This is a genomic window from Haemophilus sp. SZY H68 (assembly GCF_018829685.1).
GTDB lineage: Bacteria > Pseudomonadota > Gammaproteobacteria > Enterobacterales > Pasteurellaceae > Haemophilus > Haemophilus haemolyticus_K.
The window spans coordinates 409,376-428,877 of the sequence record NZ_JAHKKB010000001.1; the positions used below are offsets into that span (position 1 = coordinate 409,376).

The 19,502-nt window shown below is 38.5% G+C and carries 18 protein-coding genes; 12 read left to right on the top strand and 6 right to left on the bottom strand.

The window, feature by feature from the left end:
- Positions 1 to 113 precede the first annotated feature (113 nt).
- Positions 114 to 2,267 (top strand): formate dehydrogenase subunit alpha, encoded by a 2,154-nt coding sequence (fdhF, locus tag KP712_RS01955; protein WP_080565539.1) that lies wholly within the window; start codon positions 114 to 116, stop codon positions 2,265 to 2,267.
- Positions 2,268 to 2,370: 103 nt separating this feature from the next.
- On the opposite strand, the gene hypA is transcribed toward fdhF, so the two are convergent.
- From hypA to htrB, 5 genes are all read right to left on the bottom strand, one after another.
- Positions 2,371 to 2,712 carry a hydrogenase maturation nickel metallochaperone HypA gene (gene hypA / locus KP712_RS01960; protein ID WP_005633520.1) on the bottom strand — a complete coding sequence of 114 codons (342 nt, stop codon included), beginning with the start codon at positions 2,710 to 2,712 and terminating at the stop codon, positions 2,371 to 2,373.
- A gap of 94 nt (positions 2,713 to 2,806) precedes the next feature.
- Positions 2,807 to 4,021 carry a sodium/glutamate symporter gene (gene gltS, locus KP712_RS01965; protein WP_048952622.1) on the bottom strand — a complete coding sequence of 405 codons (1,215 nt, stop codon included), beginning with the start codon at positions 4,019 to 4,021 and terminating at the stop codon, positions 2,807 to 2,809.
- Between the two features lie 29 nt (positions 4,022 to 4,050).
- On the bottom strand, positions 4,051 to 6,306 hold the full coding sequence (gene parC / locus KP712_RS01970) for a DNA topoisomerase IV subunit A (protein WP_111407318.1): 2,256 nt from the start codon (positions 6,304 to 6,306) through the stop codon (positions 4,051 to 4,053).
- A 67-nt stretch (positions 6,307 to 6,373) separates the two neighbouring features.
- Positions 6,374 to 8,272, bottom strand: coding sequence for a DNA topoisomerase IV subunit B (parE, locus tag KP712_RS01975; RefSeq protein ID WP_111407319.1), 1,899 nt, complete (start codon positions 8,270 to 8,272; stop codon positions 6,374 to 6,376).
- Positions 8,273 to 8,344: 72 nt separating this feature from the next.
- Complete coding sequence (gene htrB, locus KP712_RS01980; protein WP_111407320.1) at positions 8,345 to 9,280, bottom strand: lipid A biosynthesis lauroyl acyltransferase HtrB; 936 nt, start codon at positions 9,278 to 9,280, stop codon at positions 8,345 to 8,347.
- A gap of 96 nt (positions 9,281 to 9,376) precedes the next feature.
- Between htrB and hldE the strand changes: the two genes are divergently transcribed.
- The 10 genes from hldE (at position 9,377) to rpsO (ending at position 18,000) form a co-directional block, all read left to right on the top strand.
- The gene (hldE, locus tag KP712_RS01985; RefSeq protein ID WP_111407321.1) at positions 9,377 to 10,807 is read left to right on the top strand and encodes a bifunctional D-glycero-beta-D-manno-heptose-7-phosphate kinase/D-glycero-beta-D-manno-heptose 1-phosphate adenylyltransferase HldE; all 1,431 of its coding nucleotides are present in this window, start codon (positions 9,377 to 9,379) and stop codon (positions 10,805 to 10,807) included.
- Between the two features lie 184 nt (positions 10,808 to 10,991).
- Positions 10,992 to 11,729, top strand: a complete 738-nt coding sequence (modA, locus tag KP712_RS01990) for a molybdate ABC transporter substrate-binding protein (protein ID WP_111407322.1) — start codon at positions 10,992 to 10,994, stop codon at positions 11,727 to 11,729.
- Positions 11,704 to 12,501: an ABC transporter permease gene (locus KP712_RS01995; RefSeq protein WP_046950085.1), complete on the top strand. Its 798-nt coding sequence runs from the start codon at positions 11,704 to 11,706 to the stop codon at positions 12,499 to 12,501. The genes modA and KP712_RS01995 overlap by 26 nt, the downstream gene beginning before the upstream one ends.
- A gap of 1 nt (position 12,502) precedes the next feature.
- Positions 12,503 to 13,102, top strand: a complete 600-nt coding sequence (locus KP712_RS02000) for an ABC transporter ATP-binding protein (protein WP_046950084.1) — start codon at positions 12,503 to 12,505, stop codon at positions 13,100 to 13,102.
- 9 nt (positions 13,103 to 13,111) lie between these two features.
- Positions 13,112 to 13,957, top strand: a complete 846-nt coding sequence (gene modD, locus KP712_RS02005; RefSeq protein WP_111407323.1) for a ModD protein — start codon at positions 13,112 to 13,114, stop codon at positions 13,955 to 13,957.
- Positions 13,958 to 14,025: 68 nt separating this feature from the next.
- On the top strand, positions 14,026 to 15,081 hold the full coding sequence (locus KP712_RS02010) for an ABC transporter substrate-binding protein (RefSeq protein ID WP_111407324.1): 1,056 nt from the start codon (positions 14,026 to 14,028) through the stop codon (positions 15,079 to 15,081).
- Entirely contained in the window at positions 15,068 to 16,081 is a 1,014-nt protein-coding gene (gene molB / locus KP712_RS02015; protein WP_215770498.1) for a molybdate ABC transporter permease MolB, read from the top strand. The genes KP712_RS02010 and molB overlap by 14 nt, the downstream gene beginning before the upstream one ends.
- Positions 16,074 to 16,835, top strand: coding sequence for a molybdate ABC transporter ATP-binding protein MolC (gene molC / locus KP712_RS02020; RefSeq protein ID WP_009500573.1), 762 nt, complete (start codon positions 16,074 to 16,076; stop codon positions 16,833 to 16,835). The genes molB and molC overlap by 8 nt, the downstream gene beginning before the upstream one ends.
- Positions 16,836 to 16,844: 9 nt before the next feature.
- A complete protein-coding gene (locus KP712_RS02025; protein WP_111407326.1) occupies positions 16,845 to 17,624 on the top strand; it encodes a substrate-binding domain-containing protein in 780 nt (259 codons plus the stop codon).
- A 106-nt stretch (positions 17,625 to 17,730) separates the two neighbouring features.
- Positions 17,731 to 18,000 (top strand): 30S ribosomal protein S15, encoded by a 270-nt coding sequence (gene rpsO / locus KP712_RS02030; RefSeq protein ID WP_005628925.1) that lies wholly within the window; start codon positions 17,731 to 17,733, stop codon positions 17,998 to 18,000.
- Positions 18,001 to 18,055: 55 nt separating this feature from the next.
- Here the strand turns inward: rpsO and KP712_RS02035 are convergent, their stop codons facing one another.
- Positions 18,056 to 18,718, bottom strand: a complete 663-nt coding sequence (locus KP712_RS02035) for an NAD(P)H-dependent oxidoreductase (protein ID WP_048952609.1) — start codon at positions 18,716 to 18,718, stop codon at positions 18,056 to 18,058.
- Positions 18,719 to 18,827: 109 nt separating this feature from the next.
- On the opposite strand from KP712_RS02035, the gene KP712_RS02040 reads away from it, so the two are divergent.
- Entirely contained in the window at positions 18,828 to 19,502 is a 675-nt protein-coding gene (locus KP712_RS02040; protein WP_048952632.1) for a cytidylyltransferase domain-containing protein, read from the top strand.

The following is a 19,502-nucleotide window of genomic DNA, read 5'->3' on the forward strand; positions in this document are numbered from 1 at the left end:
TATATCAAGAAAACCATAAAATTAATAAGACTATTTTTCTTATTTAGTCGTATTATATTACTCGGAATGATTAATTCATTCTGGTTATCTACAATAAGGACATTATTATGGCAATTAAAAAAGTGATTACTGTCTGTCCGTATTGCGCTTCAGGTTGTAAGATCAATCTATTGGTTGAAAACAACAAAATTGTGGGTGCTGAAGGTGCAAACGGTAAAACAAACGAACGGGAGCTTTGCCTGAAAGGATATTATGGCTGGGATTTTGTGCATGATACAAAAATCCTCACTCCTCGCCTAACTCAACCGATGATTCGCTACAAACGTGGCGAGCCGTTCACGCCAGTGAGCTGGGAAGAAGCTATTTCCTATTCTGCAAAACGTTTACAAGAAATTAGAGAAAAATATGGCAACGAGTCAATTATGGTAACGGGTTCTTCTCGTGGACCAGGTAACGAAGTGAATTTCGTTATGCAAAAATTTGCTCGTGCGGTATTAGGCAATAACAACATTGACTGTTGTGCACGTGTCTGACATGGCCCATCTGTAGCAGGTCTGCTCAAATCAGTGGGTAATGGCGCGATGTCCAACTCAATCGTTGAGATTGAAGACACTAAATGCGTATTTATCTTTGGCTATAATGCCTCAACATCTCACCCTATTGTGGCGCGTCGTATTAACCACGCAAAAGCAAAAGGGGCGAAAGTTATTGTTTGTGACCCTCGTAAAATTGAAACCGCTCGTATTGCTGACATTTATGCGCCTCTTGCTAATGGTAGCAACGTCGCATTTTTGAATGCAATGATGAACGTGATTCTTGAAGAAGGATTACAAGATCAAAAATTTATCGATGAACATACCGAAAATTTCGATGCGTTCTATGAAACTGTAAAAGCTTATACACCTGAATCAACTCAACATATCACTGGCGTTGAGCCTGAAATGTTGAGAGAAATTGCCCGCACTTATGCGAAAGCTGAAACTGCGACAATTCTTTGGGGTATGGGGGTATGTCAGTTCCGTCAAGGTGTGGAAACTGTACGTGCGTTGGCAAGTTTAGCAATGCTTACTGGTAACTTAGGTAAACCAAATGTTGGTGTAAACCCTGTGCGTGGTCAAAACAACGTACAAGGCGCATGTGACATGGGGGCTTTATATAATACTTTACCTGGTTATCAAAGTTATGCGGATCCAGAAATCAACGCTAAATTTGCGAAAGCATGGGGCGTACCGTCTATTCCAACCAAACCAGGTGTACCATTGAGTGAAGTGCCACATGCAGTGGCAGAAGGTAAACTCAAAGCATTCTATATTATGGGGGAAGATACTTTACAAACTGAACCTGATTTGAATGCAATGAAACAAACCTTTAAAGATCTTGAGTTTATTATTGTTCAAGATATCTTTATGACTCAAACCGCCGCGGAAGCGGATGTGATTTTACCTGCAACATCTTGTGCAGAACACGAAGGTGTTTATAGTGCAGCTGACCGTGGTTTCCAACGTTTCTATAAAGCGGTGGATCCTGTGGGTGATGTGAAAGACGACTGGGAAATCATCAGTCTTATGGCACAAGCTTTGGGTTATCCAATGCATTACAACAACACCAAAGAAATTTGGGATGAGTTGCGTGAGCTTTGCCCAATTTATAAAGGTGCAACTTACGAGAAAATGGAAGGCTTGGGTTATATTCAATGGCCATGTACAGATGAAGGTCCTGAAGATCAAGGCACTACATACTTATATGAAGGTCAAATCTTCGACCGTCCAAATGGTAAAGCTGAATTCTTTGCTTGTGATTGGGAGCCACCAATGGAAGAAGTCTCTGAAGAATATCCATTAGTCCTTTCTACCGTGCGTGAAGTTGGTCACTATTCTTGCCGTTCAATGACGGGTAACTGCCGTGCACTTGCTGCGTTGGCTGATGAACCAGGGTTTGTTCAAATGAACGATCAAGATGCGAAAGCTTTAGGCATTAAGAATAATGAGCTTGTTTGGATTTCTTCATCTCGTGGTAAAGTGATATCTCGTGCTGATGTAAGTTCTCGTACTAATAAAGGTGCGTGTTATATGACTTACCAATGGTGGATCGGAAAATGTAATGAACTCACGGCTGAACATTTAAATCCGGGATCTCGTACTCCGGAATATAAATACAGCGCAGTGCGTATCGAAAAAATTGAAGATCAACGTTGGGCTGAGCACTATGTTGTCACTGAATATACTAAGCTCAAATCTCGTTTAAAAGAAACCGCACTTGTGGCTTAATTATCATATTTATCATGATGAGGACAGGCTTTATGCCTGTCCTTTTTTATGATTAATGAAATATGATATGGGTAAGAATATTGGAAATGTTAAAAAGAGCGGTTTATTCAAAGGCAATTTCTTTAATACGTAACTCATCACCGCTTTGTCGTTGCAAGTGTATGCTGCCACAATTAGGACAAGAATCATGATGAGCTTGTATCTCAACTAATTTTTGGCATTGCCAACACCAGGCTTGCGCAGCAATAGGAATTAGATGAAGTTTACATCCTTCAGCAGCGGTACCTTGAAAGGTTATGTCAAAACAAAATTCTAATGCGTCAGGTTCTACGCAAGAGAGCGCGCCAATTTCCAGCCAAAGATCCGTAACTTTTTTTATATCATGACTTTTACATTGTTGTTCTACTATTTCCAGCATATTTTGACAAAGAGACAATTCGTGCATAGTTTTTCCTTTTGTTTTTCTTCCTTAAAACAAATGCCTTTATCAATTCAAGATAAAGGCATTTCTCTAAAACATTGTCAATTTCAACCGCACTTTACACGAGCATATTTACAACTGCAAATGAAACTTTTAATAGCGCAGCGTTGATTAAGTCGATAAAGAATGCACCGACCATTGGAACGATTAAAAATGCTTTGTGTGATGGCCCAAAACGGCTGGTAATGGCTTGCATATTTGCAACGGCTGTTGGGGTTGCTCCTAAACCGAAACCACAGTGACCAGAGCTTAATACAACCGCATCATAATCTTTACCCATTGCGCGATAAGTAACATAGATTGCAAATACCGCCATAAAGACAACTTGTACTGCAAGGATGATTAATACATCTACCGCTAAGCCTGCAAGTTCCCAAAGTTTTAATGACATTAGGGCGATAGCTAAGAAGATAGATAAACCCACGCTACCTAGTACATCAATAGCCGAATCCGCTACTTGGAAACGGAAGATATTGGTTAAAATATTACGGATAATTACACCGGTAAATAAACACCATACGAATGTTGGTAATTGGAATGCGGTGCCTTTTGTTTGTGCATCTAAATATTGACCGATAAGCAAACAGATAGACATCATTGCAATAGTTTCAATTAATGAACGTGAAGTAATTTTACGTTTGTAAGTTGGATGTTCAAAAGCCTCTTGAATATCATCTACTTCATCATTTTCAGGATTTTCACCTTGTTTTTGGCGATTTAATAAGAAACGTGCAACAGGGCCACCGATGATACCACCAAAGACTAAACCAAAGGTTGCACATGCCATTGCGATTTCAGTAGCACCTTGTAAATTGAATTGATGAACGAAGGTATCAGCCCATGCTGCGCCAGTACCATGACCGCCAGTTAATGTGACAGAACCCGCTAATAAACCGTATGCTGGGTGGATACCTAATGCTAATGAACCTACGACACCAATAACATTTTGGCAAATAATTAGCAAACCAGCGACGAACAAAAATACGATAAGTGGTTTTCCGCCTTTAATTAAACGGGAAAAGTTTGCGCTTAAACCAATGGAAGTGAAGAACACTAACATCATGGTAGTTTGCAAATTTTTATCGAAGTTAAAGGATGTTCCATCAACTTTATTCCAAATTAAAAGACCAATAGCAACAATAAATCCACCAACAACCGGCTCAGGAATGTTGAATGTTTTTAAGATGCTGATTCGTTTAACGAGAAAATAACCCAAGAGCAAGACTAAGCTTGCTAGTGCAAGGGTTTCATACGTGCTAAATGTATGACTCATAAATTGGATCTCCCTATGTTGTGTTTAAGTTATGCGTTGTGTTGCGGTTCGATTACCACTATTTCAACATTGGTATGTAATCCACGTGGTAATGTCGAACCTTTTCTGCCTCGTTCAGCACGGAACTTCTGCAGATCTTCCGGTTTTAATACAATTTTTCGTTTTCCGGAATGAAATTCAAGACTTGCTTGATCTGAAATAAGCAATAATTTCACTAACAATTCACCGCGCTCTTTTGCATTTTCGGCAGGAATTGTAACAATTTTATTGCCTTTGCCTTTTGATAATGCCGGTAAATCTTTTGCCGGGAAAATCAACATTCTGCCAGCGGATGTCATAGCAACAACAAGTGCGGTGGCATTCGCCAGCGTCTTAGGCTCCATCACTTTGGCATTTTCCGGTAAAGAAATCAAGGCTTTTCCTGCTTTATTGCGTGCAATTAAATCTTCAAATTTACAAATAAAACCATAACCCGCATCAGAAGCCATCAATAATTCTTGCTGTTCGCTGGCCATTACGACATATTCAATGGTCGCACCAGCGGGTAAATTTAGTTTACCTGTGAGGGGTTCACCTTGCGAACGCGCGGAAGGTAATGAAAGCGGATCGAGTGCATAACTTCGCCCTGTACTATCAATGAATACAACAGCTTGATTACTCTTGCCACAAGCGTGAGCTCGATAATTATCACCAGCTTTGTAGCTTAATGATTTAGGATCAATATCGTGTCCTTTAGCACAACGAACCCAGCCCATTTCGGATAAGATGACAGTGACAGGCTCTGCTGGTGTCATGTCACTTTCAGAGATCATTTTGGCTTCTTCTCGTTCGACCAGTTGAGACATTCGTGGACTGGCATATTTTTTCGCATCTTCTTGAATTTCTTTTTTGATAAGCGTATTCAAACGGTGTTCCGATCCTAAAATTGCTTCTAAATTTAACCGCTCTTTTTCAAGTTCATTTTGTTCAGCTTTGAGTTGGTTTTCTTCTAATTTCGCTAAATGACGTAAGCGTAAATTTAAAATTGCATCGGCTTGTTCATCGCTTAAATTAAAGCGTGCCATAAGCTCTGCTTTTGGATCATCTTCATGGCGTATAATTTCGATAACCTCATCAATATTTAAAAAGGCTATCATCAAACCTTCTAAAATATGCAAGCGAGAGAGCACTTTATCCAAACGATATTGAAGACGACGAGTCACGGTTATTCGGCGGAAAGTAAGCCATTCATTTAAGATTTCTAATAAGCCTTTTACCGCAGGTTTATGATCAAGCCCGATCATATTCATATTTACACGGTAGCTTTTTTCAAGATCTGTAGTCGCAAATAAGTGTGCCATTAATGCATCGGTATCGACGCGATTTGAGCGAGGAACTAGCACAATCCGAATTGGATTTTCGTGATCCGCTTCATCACGAATATCTTCTAGCATTGGCAGTTTTTTTGCCGTCATTTGTTCGGCTATTTGGGCAATAATTTTGGATGGCGAAGATTGATGCGGAAGTGCTGAGATAATAATTTCACCGTCTTCTTTTTTCCAAGTTGCACGCATTTTTATTGAGCCACGACCTTGCTCATAAATTTTACGAATTTCTGATTTGGGCGAAATAATTTCCGCTTCTGTTGGAAAATCTGGACCTTGAACAATTTTAAGTACATCATCTAATCCCGCTTTCGGATTATCTAGCAACATTACTGCCGCATCAGCAATTTCGTTAATATTGTGTGGTGGAATATCTGTCGCCATACCCACTGCAATACCTGTTGTGCCGTTCAATAAAATATGAGGTAAACGAGCAGGTAAATATTGTGGTTCAGCCAAGGTTCCATCAAAGTTTGGTTGATAATCTACCGTTCCTTGTCCGAGTTCACTCAGCAAGATTTCAGAGATTTTAGATAGGCGTGATTCCGTATAACGCATGGCAGCGAAGGATTTTGGATCATCTGGCGCCCCCCAGTTACCTTGACCATCTACGAGCGGATAACGATAAGAGAAGGGTTGTGCCATTAATACCATCGCTTCATAACAAGCGCTGTCACCATGTGGATGGAATTTACCGAGTACATCACCGACGGTACGGGCAGATTTTTTGTATTTTGCCGTAGCATTTAAGCCAAGTTCAGACATTGCATATACAATGCGGCGTTGAACGGGTTTTAAACCGTCACCGATAAAAGGCAGCGCACGATCCATGATGACATACATGGAATAGTTGAGATAAGCTCTTTCTGTGAAGGTGCGTAGAGGCATTTGCTCAATGCCTTCATAATTGATATTTGTCATTTTGGTTTCTGTTAATTGAATATATTCTTAATTTATTAAAATTCGGATTTGCTGAGATTAATTTAGTCTAAACAGATAAATCAACCTGATCGCCTTTCGCTTGCAACCAATTTTTACGGTCTTCAGAACGTTTTTTCGCTAACAACATATCCATCAGTTCTAATGTATCCACTCCTTGGTCTTCCTCTAAATCATAAGTTAATTGAACAAGGCGACGAGTATTAGGATCCATTGTTGTTTCACGCAATTGCGATGGATTCATTTCACCTAAACCTTTAAAGCGTTGAACATTCGGTTTGCCTTTTTTATTTTTTAACCGATCTAAAATTGCCTCTTTTTCACTTTCATCTAATGCGTAGAAGACTTCTTTATTTAAGTCAATACGATAAAGAGGCGGCATTGCGACGTAAACGTGACCGTCTTGTACCAATTTCGGAAAATGACGTAAGAATAGGGCACAGAGCAGAGTGGCAATATGCAGACCATCGGAATCAGCATCTGCGAGAATACATACTTTACCATAGCGAAGTTGTGATAAATCATTGCTGTCAGGATCGATCCCTAGAGCAACGGCGATATCGTGAATTTCTGTTGAACCTAATACTTGATCAGGTGAAACTTCCCATGTATTTAAGATTTTTCCACGTAATGGCAAAATCGCTTGATATTCGCGATCACGCGCTTGTTTTGCTGAGCCGCCCGCAGAGTCGCCCTCCACTAAAAATAATTCCGTTTTTTCTAAATCCTGTGAGCCACAATCTGCTAATTTCCCTGGTAATGCAGGGCCACTAACAAGTTTTTTACGTACGACTTTTTTTGCTGCGCGTAACCGGCGTTGTGCAGAACTGATCGCAATTTCTGCTAATTTTTCAGCATCTTGTACATTTTGATTTAGCCATAGACTGAACGCATCTTTTAAAACACCGCTAACAAACACCGCACTTTGGCGTGATGATAAGCGTTCCTTAGTTTGCCCCGCGAATTGTGCATCCTGCATTTTAAGGGAAAGAATGTAAGAACAACGATCCCAAATATCATCAGCGGTAAGTTTTACGCCACGTGGTAATAAATTTCTAAATTCGCAAAATTCACGAATGGCATCTAACAAACCTTGACGTAAGCCATTAACATGTGTTCCGCCTTGAATTGTTGGAATTAAGTTTACATAGCTTTCGCCAATCAGCTCGCCTCCTTCTGGCAACCAAAGTAATGCCCAGCTAACCGCTTCATTTGTGCCTTTAAATTCACCAACGAATGGTTTTTCCGGAAGGGTTTCAAAGCCGTTAACTGCTTCGATAAGATAATCGGAAAGACCATCTTCATATAACCAAATATCTTGAGTATTGTTTACTTTATCAATGAATTTGATTTCAAGCCCTGAGCAGAGTACCGCTTTCGCTCTTAATAAATGGCGTAGGCGGCTAACGGAAAATTTTGCGCTGTCAAAATATTTTGGATTCGGTTTGAAGTGAACGGTTGTTCCTGTTGTGCGTCTACCACAAGTCCCAATAACTTCTAATTCTTCCACTTTATTGCCGTTTTCAAAGGCAATTTTATACACTTCACCATTACGTTTGACTTGAATATCCACGCGTTCAGAAAGCGCATTCACCACAGAAATCCCCACACCGTGTAAACCACCCGCAAATTCATAATTTTTATTGGAGAATTTTCCCCCCGCATGTAGTTTTGTCAGGATCACCTCTACGCCAGAAACACCTTCCGTAGGATGAATATCCACAGGCATACCGCGACCATTGTCTGTGACTTCAATGGATTGATCAGGGTGTAAAATTACTTCAATTTTTGTGGCAAAACCCGCAAGGGCTTCATCTACGCTGTTATCAATAACTTCTTGTGCGAGATGATTCGGACGGGTGGTGTCTGTATACATACCGGGGCGAATTTGCACCGGCTCGAGATCTTTAAGAACGGTAATTTCTTGAGCTGAATAATTGGTTGTCATGGTGAGATTATTCGTTAATTTTTAAATTTGAGAAAATTCTATCAAAAAGTGCGGTGATATTCGACCGCACTTTTAATCGTATAAACTAGGCGTATTTTCATCTGGACGTGTTTTAAAACGGCGATGTAGCCACATATATTGTGATATGCCCTTCATGATTTCCTTTTCAACGATTTGATTCATTCGCGCAGCAATCGCTGTTTCATCTTGTAAATCTGTAAAATCAACAGGCGCTGAAATACTCACGGTATAGCCTGAACCATCTTTATTGCGTAATGGCGCAAATGGAATCACTTTGCTGTTTTGTGAGGATTTCAATAAATAATAACTACCAGTGGTTGTGCAAGCATCGGGCACCGCAAAAAATGGTACAAAAACGGCATTTTTTCTGCCGTAATCATGATCAGGTGCATACCAAATGGTTTCTTCATTGCGTAGGGCTTTGATCATTCCGCGTAAATCTTTACGATCAAGCATATCTTTATTAGAGCGTAAACGGCCTTGTGTTTGGAGCCAATCAAATGCTGGATCGTCATTTGGGCGGTAAACCCCAATACCAGGATGATGTAAACCAATGATGCGTGCGCCAAGTTCTAGCGTTAAGAAATGAACACCGACGAGAACAATTCCATCTTTTTGATTTTCTTTTAGATAATCTAAGCCTTCAACTTTTGACCATTTTTTGATACGTGAATCTGACCAAAACCAAGCCATGCCAGTTTCGATAATTGCCATGCCTACTGAGCGGAGATTTTCTTGCAAAATCGCCTCACGTTCGTTTTCAGGCATATCAGGGAAACAAAGTTCAAGATTGCGGCGTGCAATGGCAGCGCGACGTTTACCTACTTTTAAATGTGAAAACAACCAACCTAGACCATGACCAATATGGCGCAAAATAGGGTAGGGAAGACATAAAATACTTCGCCAAATTGCCACGCCTAACCAAAACAGCCAGTATTTTGGGGCTAAAAAGTGCGGTTGAAATTGAGGGAGTTTTTCGTTTTTCATTGTTCTTTCCACCTAAGTTAGGGGCGTAGTTTATCGTAAATTTGAGTTGTGGTAAAATCGCCACAATTTTGGTTATTCAAATAGAGAGATTTTAAAATGGCTCAATATTCAGCAGAATTTAAGCAAGCAAAAGTACTTGTATTAGGCGACGTGATGCTTGATCGTTATTGGTTCGGCGCTACCAACCGTATTTCACCAGAGGCGCCGGTACCAGTGGTTCGTGTACAAGAAAATGAAGAGCGCGCGGGTGGTGCAGCAAATGTGGCGATGAATATTGCGTCACTTAATGTACCCGTTCAGTTAATGGGGCTGATTGGACAAGATGAAACTGGTTCTGCACTTTCCCACTTATTAGAAAAACAAAAAATCGATTGTAATTTTGTTGCATTAGAGACCCATCCAACCATTACCAAATTACGTATTTTATCTCGTCACCAACAGTTACTTCGCCTTGATTTTGAAGAAGATTTCAATAATGTAGATTGCAAGGATTTATTAGCGAAGTTAGAAAGTGCGGTGAAAAATTACGGTGCTTTGATTCTTTCTGATTATGGTAAAGGCACGCTTAAAGATGTTCAGAAAATGATTCAAATTGCACGCAAAGCGAGTGTGCCTGTGTTAATCGATCCAAAGGGAACTGATTTTGAACGTTATCGTGGTGCGACATTATTGACACCAAATATGTCTGAGTTTGAAGCTGTTGTGGGCAAATGCAATACAGAAGAAGAGATTATTGAGAAAGGTTTAAAATTAATTTCTGATATTGAATTAACCGCACTTTTGGTGACGCGTTCTGAAAAAGGCATGACATTATTGCGTCCAAACCAAGAACCTTATCATTTGCCAACTGTCGCAAAAGAAGTGTTTGATGTGACGGGAGCTGGCGACACTGTTATTAGCGTATTAGCAACTGCATTAGCAGATGGACGTTCTTTCGAAGAATCCTGTTATCTAGCCAATGTCGCGGCTGGAATTGTGGTGGGTAAATTGGGGACTTCAACGGTTTCGAATGTGGAACTTGAAAATGCTATTCATGCTCGCCCTGACACTGGATTTGGCATTATGAGTGAAGCTGAATTAAAAGATGCTGTCGCACAAGCTAAAGCGCGCGGTGAAAAAATTGTGATGACTAATGGCTGCTTCGATATTTTGCATCCAGGCCATGTTTCTTATTTAGAAAATGCACGCAAATTGGGCGATCGTTTAATTGTCGCGGTAAATAGTGATGATTCCGTTAAACGCTTAAAAGGTGACAGTCGCCCAATTAATAATCTTGAAACTCGTATGGCGGTATTGGCTGGTTTGGCATCAGTGGACTGGTTGGTGCCATTCACCGAAGATACACCACAGCGTTTAATCGGTGAAATTCTACCAGATTTTTTAGTCAAAGGCGGAGATTACAAACCCGAAGATATTGCTGGCGCAAAAGAAGTTTGGGCAAATGGCGGTAATGTTAAAGTGCTAAACTTTGAAAATGGTTGTTCAACAACAAATGTGATTGAAAAAATTAAATTATTGAAAGATTAGGTGAAAGGTTGGGGCGTCCCAACCTTTTTTATTGTTTCAAAATTAAGTCAATTAGTGTCTTATCATGAAATTAGAAAAAATCGATTGATTTATAAACTAAAGGTTGAATAAATCTTTTGAATAATTCATTATATACTCTATTATATATCAGTTTTCACTGAAACTTATTTTATAAGGAGAGAAAATGAAAAAATTAGTTGCGATAACTTCAATGATTTTAACTACATTTTCTGCACAAGCAGCAGATTTGTATTTATATGCTGGTGCTGGGTTAAAGGATCCAGTTGAAAAAATTATTCACCAATATGAACAAGAAACAGGAAATAAAGTAACTGTTGAATATGGTGGTTCTGGACAGATTTTAGCTCGTTATAACACGGTAAAAAGCGGGGATCTTTTTTTAGCTGGCTCAGAGGATTATGTTACAAAATTACAGAAAACTAATGATGTAAACAATGTAGGAACAATAGTATTACATGTTCCAGTTATGGCTATTCGTAAAGATAAAATTTCAGGAATTGATTCTTTTAAAGCATTAGCTGAAAGCTCATTACGTTTAGGTATTGGTGATAGTAAAGCAATGGCTCTTGGTAAAGGCGCTGAAAAAATGTTTGAATTATCAGGATATCAAAAGCAACTTAATGATAAAGTTGTTGTGAAAGCTGCGACGGTAAAACAATTAATGCTATATTTACTAAATGGTGATGTAGATGCGGCTGTAGTAGGTCGTTCAGGTGCTTGGAAAGTTCGAGATAAGGTTGAATTATTACCAAGTCCAAAAGGCACACCAGAAGAAAGAGTTACTATTGGTCTACTTTCTTCTTCTAAATATCCGAAAGAAGCTCAACAGTTATTTGATTTCTTTAAATCTCCTCAAGGGGTGAAGTATTTTACTGATGAAGGTTTCTTACCAGCTAAATAATAGTCTAAGTTTAAAGTTATCGCTGATCCCACTATTAATACTGTTATTTGTTGTTATGGGATCAGTGTTTTCTTTAATCGTAAAATTAGATTTTTATTTTTTTCAACAGATATTATTTAATTCCGAATTGCATTTTGCATTGCTAATGTCATTAGCAACGTCTCTTTTTTCTTTGATATTAGCATTATGTGTTGCTGTTCCATCGGCATGGCTAATGAGTCAAGTGCGGTTGCCTTTTCAATCATTTTTTGACACTTTGTTTGATTTACCAATGGTTTTGCCACCATTAGTCACAGGACTAAGTTTGCTTCTACTTTTTAGTTCACAAGGGATATTAGCTGAATTGCTTCCCTTTATAAGCAAATGGATTTTTTCCCCTATAGGAATCATTATTGCTCAAACTTATGTTGCTAGTTCAATTTTATTGCGCAGCACTCGTGGCATTTTTTCTTCCTTTGAATCAGGTTATCGATTTGCATCTTATAGTCTTGGTTTATCACCTTTTAAAACCTTAATAAAAATAGAGATTCCGATGTGTTGGAAGCCTTTGGTTTGTGCTTCAGTTTTAGCTTGGTCTCGCGCAATAGGGGAGTTCGGAGCCACATTAATGTTGGCAGGAGCAACGCGATTTAAAACTGAAACTTTACCTATGGCAGTCTATTTGAATATTTCAAGTGGTGATTTTGAAATTGCTATTGGTGCATCATTATGGCTTTTATTTATCTCTACATGTTTGTTGCTAGTTTTACGGATGATTAATAGGGCTGTTTAGTATGCTGATAGTTCAAAATCTTCAAACTAATATTTTAAAATCTATTTCCTTTTCAATTGAAAAAAGCGAATGCCTTTCTGTTGTTGGTGAATCAGGTAGTGGAAAAACGACTTTATTAAATGCGATTGCTGGTTATATTGATTATTCAGGCTCTATTTTATGGAATAATCAAGTTCTAGAAAGCAGTCCTCCTTGGAAGAGAAATTTTCGTTATTTAAATCAACGACTTTATTTGTTTCCTCATAAAACGGTGCGAGGGAATTTAATACTTGCAAATCCATCATCATCTGATGATGAACAACAGACATTATTATCTGACCTAAAAATAGAGCATCTTATTAATCGCTATCCTCACCAGTTATCTGGGGGAGAACAACAACGTGTGGCTTTAGCAAGAGCATTAATTTATCGTCCTGATTTATTACTTTTAGATGAACCTTTTTCTTCTTTAGATTGGTCTTCGCGTAAAGATATTTGGAAAGTGTTAAAAAATCTAATCGAAGCCGGTGAAATTACCACAATTTTAGTGACGCACGAGCCAAAAGAAGCTGAGTATTTCTCAGGTAAGCAGATTCAGTTATATCAAGGACAACTAATTTAAGGAGTGACAATGATTTATTTTTCAGATAAAGAATTGGATGATTTATTGCTTGAGGATATTTATCGTGGTGATTTAACCACTCATGCTCTTGGTATTGAAAATATTCCGGCGAAAATTCTTTTTAAGCGTAAAAATGCAGGTATTGTGGCGGGTGTTTCTGTTGCGGAAAAATTATTAAAAAAACTGGATATTCAACCGCACTTATATGTAAAAGAAGGTGAGTGGGTTGAATCAGGTGCTTTGCTGATAAGTGCGGAAGGAATATCTGAACAATTACATCAAGCTTGGAAAGTGGTGCAATTGGTACTTGAATGGTCATGTGGAGTTGCTCAATATACGGCAGAAATGATTGCCAATGCCAAAGCAGTTAACCCAAGCGCTGTTGTGGCTTGCACGCGTAAAAGCATTCCTAATACGCGTAAACTTGCGACAAATGCTGTATTAGCTGCTGGTGGACATATTCATCGACAAGGCATCAGCGAAACTCTTTTGGTTTTTACTAATCATCGAAACTTACTTTCTGATCCAAATGATTGGGTGAAAATTGTGGATAGATTACGTCAAGAAGCGCCTGAAAATAAAATTACTTTAGAAGCAGATAATTATGCTCAATTTGAGCAAATGTATGTAGCTGAGCCAGATATTATTCAACTTGATAAATGGTCACTGGAGGATGTGAAAAAGGCTTTAGATCTACTTCACTCAAAACAGAAAGATATTCTACTTTCTATCGCTGGAGGGGTAAATAAAAATAATGTTTCAGATTATGCCAAATTGGGTATTCGTTTATTTATCACTTCTGCACCTTATTATGCACCGCCAGAGGATATAAAGGTGGTGATTGAAAAGATATAATTTAGGTATTTATCGTTGTGTAATTGAGTGTATAATGAAATCCTTGTTACTTAATATAAGGATATTTTATGAAGCTTAAATCATTGTTTATTGCCGGCTTACTTGGTTCCCTTTCTTTTTCAGCATTAGCTGATCGGATTATTACAGACCAACTCGATCGCAAAGTAACCATTCCCGATCACATTCACCGTGCTGTGGTGTTACAGCATCAGACTCTGAATATTGCTGTGCAATTGGATGCCACAAAACAGATTGTGGGTGTGCTTTCTAACTGGAAGAAACAATTAGGCAAAAACTATGTTCGCCTTGCACCAGAGCTGGAAAACATGGCAATGCCGGGCGATTTGAATTCCGTTAATATTGAAAGTCTGTTGACATTAAAACCGGATGTGGTGTTTGTGACTAACTACGCACCGCCTGAAATGATCAAGCAAATCAGTGATGTGAATATTCCAGTGGTAGCCATTTCCTTGCGTACCGGTGAAGCGGGCGAAAAAGGTAAACTTAATCCAACATTAACTGATGAAGATAAAGCTTATAATGAAGGCTTAAAACAGGGGATTGAATTGATTGCTGAGGTGTTTGAGAAAAAACAGCAGGGTAATGAATTGATCAAAGCGGCTTTTGCTAATAGAAAATTATTGGCTGATCGTTTAGGAAATATTCCAGTAGACAAACGTATCCGTACTTATATGGCAAATCCTGATTTAGGCACTTATGGTTCTGGTAAATATACGGGGCTTATGATGGAGCATTCGGGGGCTTATAACGTCGCAGCGGCAACTATTAAAGGTTTCAAACAGGTTTCTCTAGAAAATGTGTTGGAATGGAATCCTGCAGTGATTTTAGTGCAAGATCGTTATCCTGATGTGGTACCAAAAATTTTGAATGATCAAGGTTGGGCAAATATTCAAGCGGTAAAAGATAAAAAAGTTTTGTTGATGCCGGAATATGCTAAAGCCTGGGGATATCCGATGCCGGAAGCCTTAGCGTTGGGTGAAGTATGGTTGGCGAAAGCGCTTTATCCGCAACATTTCCAAGATGTGAATTTAGATAAAATGGTGAACGATTATTATCAAAAATTCTACCGCACATCTTATAAAGCCGACAATGCAGCCCAATAGTTACCCTAAAATTCTCTTTGGCTTAACGCTATTGCTTGTGATTACCGCCGTGATTTCTTTGGGAATTGGGCGGTATTCCTTGTCTGTAGCGCAAATTGGACAAATTCTGTGGGCAAAAGCGACCGCACTTGAGATTGACCCGGTGCAACAGCAAGTGATTTTTCAAGTGCGTTTACCTCGAATTTTCACCGCACTTTGCGTGGGCGCCGGTTTGGCGTTGAGTGGAGTGGTATTACAAGGCATTTTTCGTAACCCATTGGTCGATCCGCATATTATCGGTGTGACCTCCGGTTCTGCTTTTGGTGGGGCGTTGGCGATTTTTTTCGGGTTTAGTTTGTACGGCTTATTTGCCAGTACGATTTTATTTGGCTTCGGCACGCTTGCCTTAGTTTTTCTATTTAGCTTCAAATTTAATCAACGTAGCCTGTTGATGCTTATTCTTATCGGCATGATTTTAAGTGGGCTTTTTTCTGCCCTCGTTAGTCTATTGCAATACATTTCCGACACGGAAGAAAAATTACTAAGCATCGTGTTTTGGTTGATGGGGAGTTTTGCCACCTCTAACTGGGAAAAATTCCTCTTTTTCTTTGTTCCGTTTTTGCTTTGTAGTTCGATTTTGCTTGGTTTAAGCTGGCGATTGAATTTACTGTCTTTAGATGAGAAAGAAGCCAAAGTTTTGGGCGTGAGAGTGACGCTATTACGTTGGTTAGTCATCTTTTTAAGTGGTTCATTAGTAGCGTGTCAGGTGGCAATTAGCGGTAGTATCGGTTGGGTCGGTCTGATTATTCCTCATCTTAGTCGTATGCTGGTGGGCGCCAATCATCAACGTTTATTGCCTTGCACCATGCTGGTCGGCGCAACTTATATGTTACTCGTGGACAATGTTGCGCGTTCCTTGTCTGATGCTGAAATTCCGATCAGTATTTTGACCGCACTTATCGGTGCACCCTTGTTCGGTGTATTGGTGTATAAACTAAAACGCGGAGGCATGAATGAATAAAGCGCTCTCCGTGGAAAATTTAGGCTTTTATTACCAAGCGGAAAACTTTCTGTTTCAAAAACTGAATTTTGATTTGAATAAAGGGGATATCCTGGCGATTTTAGGGCAAAACGGTTGTGGGAAAAGCACCTTGTTGGATTTACTGCTTGGTATTCACCGCCCGATTCAGGGCAAGATTGAGGCGTATCAATCTATCGGTTTTGTGCCTCAATTCTTTTCTTCGCCTTTTGCTTATTCGGTGTTGGATATTGTGTTAATGGGACGCTCAGCCCATATTAATACTTTTGCTAAACCCAAAATGCATGATTATCAAATCGCCATGCAGGCACTGGATTATTTGAACTTGACCCATTTGGCAAATCGCGAATTTGCTTCGCTTTCAGGTGGGCAGCGACAACTGATTTTAATTGCTAGAGCCATTACTTCCGAATGTAAATTAATGCTGTTGGATGAGCCAACTTCAGCATTAGATCTTGCAAATCAAGATATTGTACTGTCTTTACTTATAGATTTGGCACAATCACAGAACATGACTGTTGTATTCACAACACATCAGCCTAATCAAGCTGTAGCGATAGCCAATAAAACTTTATTGTTAAATAAACAAAATTTTAAATTTGGCGAAACAAGGAATATTTTAACCTCAGAAAATTTGACCGCACTTTTTCATTTACCGATGTTTGAACAACAAGCCCAATATAAAGAATCTTTTTTTACGCATTTTGTTCCCTTGTATAAAACGTTATTAAAGTAAGGAAAACTTGTGGAATCAATTACTGTTTTTAGTGCAGGTAGTTTTCGTTATGCTCTGCAAGAATTATCTGATATTTTTCGACAAATTCATCATATAGAGATTAAAGCATTTTGTGGTCCAGCCGGAATATTGCGTCAACAAATTGAGCAAGGGAATAGATGTGATATTTTTATTAGTGCAAATCCTGAAAATGTGCTTCAATTAGCTGATTCTAAAAAAATTTATCAAAAATTAACGATAGCCTTTAATCAATTAGCATTAACTACGTTAAATTTAGAACACTTCCGTCATAAATCCATTTTTGAATTGCTATTTGATCGCTCTTTACGCCTCGCAACATCAACGCCATCTTGTGATCCTTGTGGAGATTATACTTGGCTGTTATTTGATAAAATTGAGCAATGTTTTCCTGGTGAAGGGGAGGCATTGAAACGACGAGCGTTGAAATTAGTAGGCGGAAATTCTTCAAATATAGTTCCAAAAGGGAAAATCGTATCTCATTATTTATTATTAAATAGTTATGCTGATATGATGCTCGGTTATGCGCATTATCAATTAAGATCTGAAGTTAAGCCAAATAGGTACGATGCATCTATAAATATAAATTCTAGTATTGGTCTGAATAATCAAGCATTTTTGACTCATATGTTCCCTATTGAATTTGAGGTAAAAGCTGAATATGTCATGGCTTTATTAAATAATGTTGAAAGTGCGGTTAAATTTTTTGAATTTTTATGCTCTAATAAAGCTAAAGACATCATTAAGAATCATGGCTTTTTACTAGAATAAACCTTGCATTTAAGCTCATTGAATGCTAGAATGCCGGCTCCTTATCATCGCTGAGTTAGAGATCGGCGAATGATGTATTAACAACACTACCTTTTAGGAGTAAAAAATGTCTCTAAGTACTGAAAAAAAAGCAGCAATCGTTGCTGAATTTGGTCGTGATGCGAAAGATACTGGTTCTTCTGAAGTTCAAATCGCATTATTAACTGCACAAATCAACCACTTACAAGCTCACTTTGCAGAGCACAAAAAAGACCACCATGGTCGTCGTGGTTTATTACGTATGGTTTCTCGTCGTCGTAAACTTTTAGACTACTTAAAACGTACTGATCTTGCTTTATACCAAAGCACTATTGCTCGTTTAGGTTTACGTCGCTAATTTTAAATGCTAAAAATAAAGCTCCCAAGTTGGGAGCTTTTTAATTTATACAGGATTATTCTACCCACTGTATGATTTCATCAAATTCCTTTCGAGATTTTTTAGTAATATCACGTGAGCGATAACCAAAGGTGGCTGCAACAGAAACGCCGTATTCATTAGGATCCAATAGACCTTCTTGAGCTAAGCATTCATTCATTTTATCATAATTGAATCCTTCAATAGGGCAGGAATCAATACCAAGTGCGGTTGCCCCAGTTAACATATTGGCAAGGGCAATATAGGTTTGTTTGCTACACCAATCAAATAAAGCGCGTTCATTTTTAAGTAATTTCATGTCTTCTTCTTGAAAGCTCTTATATTTTTCTAGTGCCGCATGTTGTTGTTCTATATTTAGACCTTTACGTGTCATCACATCGGTAAAAAACTTACTATCATAACGTGCATTTTTCTTTGCTAGGATGATCACTAGATGGCTACAGTTATCTAATTGATTGCCCATTCCCCAGCTGAATGGTTTCACTTTTTCGCGTAAGGTTTTATTTTGGATGACTAAAAATTTCCAAGGCTCGGAACCAACAGAACTTGGTGATAATCTTGCGCATTCTAAAATAGCTTGAAAATCTTCGTTGCTAATTTTTTTGTTTGGATCGTAATAGCGTGTAGAGCTACGTCTATTGAATAGTTCAATAAGCTGTTCGCGAGTAAGTTGAATCATTTGTTTTCCTTTTATTAGCAAATAGATGAGGATATGTTAAAGATTAATTTTTGCTAAAACAAGGGAAACATTCTAAAATGAAAGGCACTTTGTCATGTGGAGCGAAAAAATGAAAAGAATTGCAATTATACCCGCTAGGGCTGGTTCAAAAGGAATTAAAGATAAAAATTTACAGCTTGTTGGAGGTGTGTCTTTAGTTGGTCGTGCCATTTTAGCTGCACAAGAATCAGGAATGTTTGATCAGGTTGTTGTAACCTCTGATGGGGAGAAGATTCTGAAAGAAGCAGAAAAATATGGTGCAATTTCGGTGGCTCGCCCTGAGAGTTTAGCACAAAGTGATACTCGCACAATTGATGCTATTTTACATTGCTTAGAGAGCCTAAACATTTCTGAGGGAGTAGCTGTTTTGTTACAGCCAACAAGTCCATTGCGCAATGCTTTAGATATTCGTAATGCAATGGAAATTTTCCTAGGAGGAAAATGTAAGTCGGTGATATCAGCTTGTGAATGCGAACATCATCCTTATAAATCATTTACTTTAGAAAATGAAGATGTAAAACCTATTCACGAAATAAGTGATTTTGAAGCACCGCGTCAAAAATTACCTAAATCTTACCGTGCAAATGGAGCTATTTATATTAATGATATTGAGAGTTTATTTGTAGAAAAACGTTTTTTTATTGAGCCTATGCGTTTTTATTTAATGCCTACTTATCGCTCGATTGATATTGATTCAACTCTGGATTTGCAATTAGCTGAAAGTTTAATCTCAAAAGAATTTTAG

Coding starts and splice junctions, on each gene's coding strand:
- hypA (WP_005633520.1), bottom strand. CDS start 2,712: ATGCACGAATTGTCTCTTTGTCAAAATATGCTGGAAATAGTAGAACAA.
- gltS (WP_048952622.1), bottom strand. CDS start 4,021: ATGAGTCATACATTTAGCACGTATGAAACCCTTGCACTAGCAAGCTTA.
- parC (WP_111407318.1), bottom strand. CDS start 6,306: ATGACAAATATCAATTATGAAGGCATTGAGCAAATGCCTCTACGCACC.
- parE (WP_111407319.1), bottom strand. CDS start 8,272: ATGACAACCAATTATTCAGCTCAAGAAATTACCGTTCTTAAAGATCTC.
- htrB (WP_111407320.1), bottom strand. CDS start 9,280: ATGAAAAACGAAAAACTCCCTCAATTTCAACCGCACTTTTTAGCCCCA.
- hldE (WP_111407321.1), top strand. CDS start 9,377: ATGGCTCAATATTCAGCAGAATTTAAGCAAGCAAAAGTACTTGTATTA.
- modA (WP_111407322.1), top strand. CDS start 10,992: ATGAAAAAATTAGTTGCGATAACTTCAATGATTTTAACTACATTTTCT.
- KP712_RS01995 (WP_046950085.1), top strand. CDS start 11,704: ATGAAGGTTTCTTACCAGCTAAATAATAGTCTAAGTTTAAAGTTATCG.
- KP712_RS02000 (WP_046950084.1), top strand. CDS start 12,503: ATGCTGATAGTTCAAAATCTTCAAACTAATATTTTAAAATCTATTTCC.
- modD (WP_111407323.1), top strand. CDS start 13,112: ATGATTTATTTTTCAGATAAAGAATTGGATGATTTATTGCTTGAGGAT.
- KP712_RS02010 (WP_111407324.1), top strand. CDS start 14,026: ATGAAGCTTAAATCATTGTTTATTGCCGGCTTACTTGGTTCCCTTTCT.
- molB (WP_215770498.1), top strand. CDS start 15,068: ATGCAGCCCAATAGTTACCCTAAAATTCTCTTTGGCTTAACGCTATTG.
- molC (WP_009500573.1), top strand. CDS start 16,074: ATGAATAAAGCGCTCTCCGTGGAAAATTTAGGCTTTTATTACCAAGCG.
- rpsO (WP_005628925.1), top strand. CDS start 17,731: ATGTCTCTAAGTACTGAAAAAAAAGCAGCAATCGTTGCTGAATTTGGT.
- KP712_RS02035 (WP_048952609.1), bottom strand. CDS start 18,718: ATGATTCAACTTACTCGCGAACAGCTTATTGAACTATTCAATAGACGT.
- KP712_RS02040 (WP_048952632.1), top strand. CDS start 18,828: ATGAAAAGAATTGCAATTATACCCGCTAGGGCTGGTTCAAAAGGAATT.